Source organism: Ornithinimicrobium cerasi (genome assembly GCF_003702705.1).
GTDB classification, from domain to species: domain Bacteria; phylum Actinomycetota; class Actinomycetes; order Actinomycetales; family Dermatophilaceae; genus Ornithinicoccus; species Ornithinicoccus cerasi.
This window is the reverse complement of sequence record NZ_QZMN01000037.1, coordinates 1-3,774: the sequence shown is the minus strand read 5'-3', so window position 1 is coordinate 3,774 and position 3,774 is coordinate 1. Positions and strand designations below refer to the sequence as shown.

At 68.0% G+C, this 3,774-nt stretch carries 3 protein-coding genes and 1 pseudogene; 2 read left to right on the top strand and 2 right to left on the bottom strand.

Going from position 1 to position 3,774, the window contains the following annotated elements; all coding sequences use genetic code 11:
- Positions 1-75: 75 nt before the first annotated feature.
- Positions 76-1,504 (top strand): annotated as a pseudogene (locus D4B81_RS17515) (IS1182 family transposase); the annotation flags it as partial.
- 184 nt (positions 1,505-1,688) lie between these two features.
- Here the strand turns inward: D4B81_RS17515 and D4B81_RS18350 are convergent.
- Complete coding sequence (locus D4B81_RS18350; protein WP_161965287.1) at positions 1,689-2,117, bottom strand: hypothetical protein; 429 nt, start codon at positions 2,115-2,117, stop codon at positions 1,689-1,691.
- 158 nt (positions 2,118-2,275) lie between these two features.
- On the bottom strand, positions 2,276-2,764 hold the full coding sequence (locus D4B81_RS17505; RefSeq protein WP_122263948.1) for a helix-turn-helix domain-containing protein: 489 nt from the start codon (positions 2,762-2,764) through the stop codon (positions 2,276-2,278).
- Positions 2,765-2,888: 124 nt separating this feature from the next.
- Between D4B81_RS17505 and D4B81_RS18605 the strand changes: the two genes are divergently transcribed.
- Positions 2,889-3,629: a DUF6994 family protein gene (locus D4B81_RS18605; protein WP_202613760.1), complete on the top strand. Its 741-nt coding sequence runs from the start codon at positions 2,889-2,891 to the stop codon at positions 3,627-3,629.
- Positions 3,630-3,774 lie beyond the last annotated feature (145 nt).

Sequence of the window (3,774 nt, the reverse complement as noted above, 5' to 3'; positions counted from 1 at the left end):
ACGACCCGAGGAATCAGGAGGCCAACGACACGTCGCGTGACACGCCGATCCACAGGTCTTGACAATTACTCGGTGCTGCAGTCGTTGTACGGGTACTCCGACCGGGAGGCGGTCGAGGCGCTGACGTTCGACCTGCGCTGGAAGGCCGCGTGCGGGTACGCGGTCGACAGGGCGGGGTTCCACCCCTCGACGTTGACGTACTGGCGCAAGCGGTTGGCCGCCAGCAAGCGTCCGGACCGGATCTTCGAGGCGGTCCGGCAGGTCATCACCGCCACCGGGTCCGTGGCCGGTAAGGCGCGCCGGGCGCTGGACTCCACGGTGCTGGACGACGCGGTCGCCCGGCAGGACACGATCACCCAGCTGATCGCCAGCATCCGCCGCGTCGCCCGCGACGTGGGAGGGGCGGAGGACCTGGTCGCTGCGCACTGCATCCGGTTGGCCGCGGTGACGGGTCAGGACTACACAGCCACCGGCAAGCCGCGGATCGCCTGGGACGACGAGACCGCCCGGGAGGAGCTGGTGACCGCCCTGGTCAACGACGCCCTGGCACTGCTGGCCGCCCTCGACGCTACCCACCGCGACGAGGCCGGCGACCCAGCTGGCCTGCGCGTGCTGTCGCAGGCGGGCGGAAAACCGGCCGAGGCGGTCGCGCTGCTGGCGCTGGTCGCCGGGCAGGACGTCGAACCGGCCGAGGGCTCCGACGGTACCGACGGGCGGTGGCGCATCGCCCGCAAGACGGCGCCGGACCGGATGATCTCCACGGTCGACCCCGACGCCCGGCACGCGCACAAGACCCGCGAACGACGCCAAGACGGGTTCAAGGCCCACGTCGTCGTCGAGCCCGACACCGGCCTGATGACGATGGTGAAGCTGACGAAGACCAACGGGGCCGAGCACTCCGACGCCGCGGTCGGTGCCGCCCTGGTCACCACCGACCCCACCCTCAGCGCCACCCCTGACGCGCCGGTGCAGGTGCTCGGCGACTCCGCCTACGCCTCCGGTGACATGCTCGCCACCCTGAACGCCCAGCAGTGGACCCCGGTCCTCAAGCCCTGGCCGTTGCGGCCCGCGGTGCCCGGCGGGTTCACCCTGGACGACTTCACCCACGACCCGGCCGCGGGGACATTGACCTGCCCGGCCGGGACCACCCGCACGATCAGCGCCAAGGGCAACGCCGTCTTCGGCGCCGCCTGCGCCAGTTGCCCCCTGCGGGAGCGGTGCACCACCGCCAAGGATGGCCACGATCAGCCTCGGTGCGCACCACCAGCTCCAACGCGCCCACCGCGAACGCGCCACCGACCCGGACTTCCAGGCCGTCTACCGGCAGCACCGGCCGATGGTCGAACGCTCCATCGCCTGGCTGACCCGAGGAGCACGCCGCGTGCCCTACCGCGGCGTGCCCAAGAACGATGCCTGGCTGCACCACCGCGCCGCCGGTCTGAACCTGCGCCGCTTCCTCAAGCTCGGACTCACCCTTCAGGACGGAGCCTGGGCCATCGCCTGAGGTCAGGCATCCCGGGACCCTGCTAACCCTTGCCACGCCACCAGTTGCGGACGCAAGATGGCCTCAGGCGGGCGGAACGACCCCGAATGTCGCACCCCAGGGTGCTGACCTCACTGCCGCAAGACGGCCTTGGTGGCGCTCCGCCCGCCCCTTCACGCCATACCCCGCTCAGATCGCGCCTTGTTCAGCGCCCTCCTAGAGCCGCCCGAGCCTGCTGGATCGCGATGGCATCGTCCTCGGGAGGGCCCTTCAGCTCGCTGAGATACCGATACAGAGCAGCTGACGCGTCGTTCAGGCTGCGGGCGACCTTGATCCCCGTGACGGTCCCGATGATCTCGACCGTTGCTACGGCTTGGCGGAGATCAAACATCGCTGCACGCACTTTCGCAATCTGCGCTTCCAGGTCTGGCTCTGCCGAGTCACGACCGATTTCGTCTCCACGCCAGAGCACCGTTCGCGCGGCCAAGTTGACGTCTGAGTAGGCCTCGAACCGACGCTCTCTCAACCACTGACGGTGCTCTCGGCGTCCCGACAGGGTTGTTCCCAGGACTACCCCCAACAGGGCAGCTGCGGGGGCGATCAGCCCCTCTGCTGCTGCAACAAGGTCATCCATGGGAGCTCCTAGTGGTTTCGTCAGCCCGGGCCGTCGTCCCATCATTCCTGACGGATTGCTCCGTACCCGTGATTTCTGCGAGAGGTTAGCGACGGGCCAGCAGCACCCTGCGACAGCAACCCGTCCGGTCCGCCGCACCGCGGCCGGCGCTGGTACGCCTAGGACTCCTCAGCTTCGCGCAGCGCCGCGCGAACGCGTGCCACTGCCCACAACAGGTCCTGGGGCATGTCCATCGCGAGCTCCTCCATCCCGGCGTCCGTGCGGTTCCCATACGCCGTGCATAAAGCGTTCAACGCCTCAGGGCGACGGATGCAGTGTGGACGAGATGCGTCAGCAAGTGGCCGGAAGATCTCGACCGGGAGGACTGTCTCGAGATGCTTGCGTTCGACGTCCGACAGGCGATCCCAGGAGGCGGTGAGTTGACTCAGCGCCTTGTCCCGAGCGCGGCGTCGACGGTCGCGATCCTCCCGCGCGACTTCTTCGGTGTACCGCCGCAGGTCGGCTCGGGACACCCTCCATGTTGCCGCCCCAGCGGGCATCAGGACCGCTTTGAGCCTGCCTTTGCTGATCAGGCTGCGCACTCGCGTGAAGGGCATGCCCAGTTCGGTCCCGACCTGCTTGACAGTCAGCAGCTCGTCCTCGCGCACACCCTTCACACTACTCAGGCACGGAAGTCGTATTCCTCGACTCCGTAGCGGCGCTCTGACCCGCACGCTCACGGAGCCGGACGCCGGCCTCCCACGTGGGTACGGTGTTGGGCAAGATGGATGGGTGCGCGCAGGGATCGACCCGGATTTGGACTTCGCGAGCTACTACGAGGGTGGCGGGGACCCAGACCAGACATGTGAACGGCTCTACCTGTGGCATCAGGCTCTCTGCACCCGCCCCGTTGAGGGTGTGGGACCGTTCGAGATCGCGGTGACCTACGACTACGCGTACGGCATCAGACTGCGCACAGCGGACGGGACCGCGTTCAGGCTGGGTAGCGACGGGATCATCCCGACCTGGTCGACAGCCGGGTGGACATCCCGCTTCACGCCGGACCTCGTGGCCGAGATCGAGCAGGACACCGACGGATTCTTCCGACTCGCTTCCACGATCGGCGGGTATGTCCTGTTCCCTCGTAACGACGAGGGACAGACGGGTCAGACCATCAACCAGGCCCGCGGGGTGCACCGGCAGATCGCCGACCGGTTCGACCTCACCCTGGAGTGCATCCGCCGACACTACGTCGACCCCGGGCTCGACAGCCCGCTGGCGCACCGGCTCAACTACTACGGCGACTTCTTCGCCCTGTTCGGCGACTTCGACACATACGTCAGGTTCTTCCTGCTCGACGACCTCGTTACCCCGGACCGTGGCGGCGTCTGGTCATTGCTGAACGGGGACGTCGTCACCGACTTTCCCCTCCCCGCCTACGCCGCGACCCCTCTGGAGTACGCAACTTTCCGTGCGAACAGCATCAGATTCGTGCGCGCGCGGAACGAGCGCATTCTGCAGCTCGGCCTCTAGACCGAAGCCGCCCGGCCAACTCGAACGCACTACTTTGCCGCCAGGAGGACGCTAGCCTTCGGCGCGTCCGACATTGCCGCAGGTCGCGCCTTGCTGTGGGTGATTCAGGCGGGGCGGGACAGCTCGTGCTCGACGGCCCGGCGGA

What these genes read in the sequence shown, in the direction of transcription:
- D4B81_RS18350 (WP_161965287.1), bottom strand. Translation starts at nt 2,117, where the DNA reads ATGGATGACCTTGTTGCAGCAGCAGAGGGGCTGATCGCCCCCGCAGCT.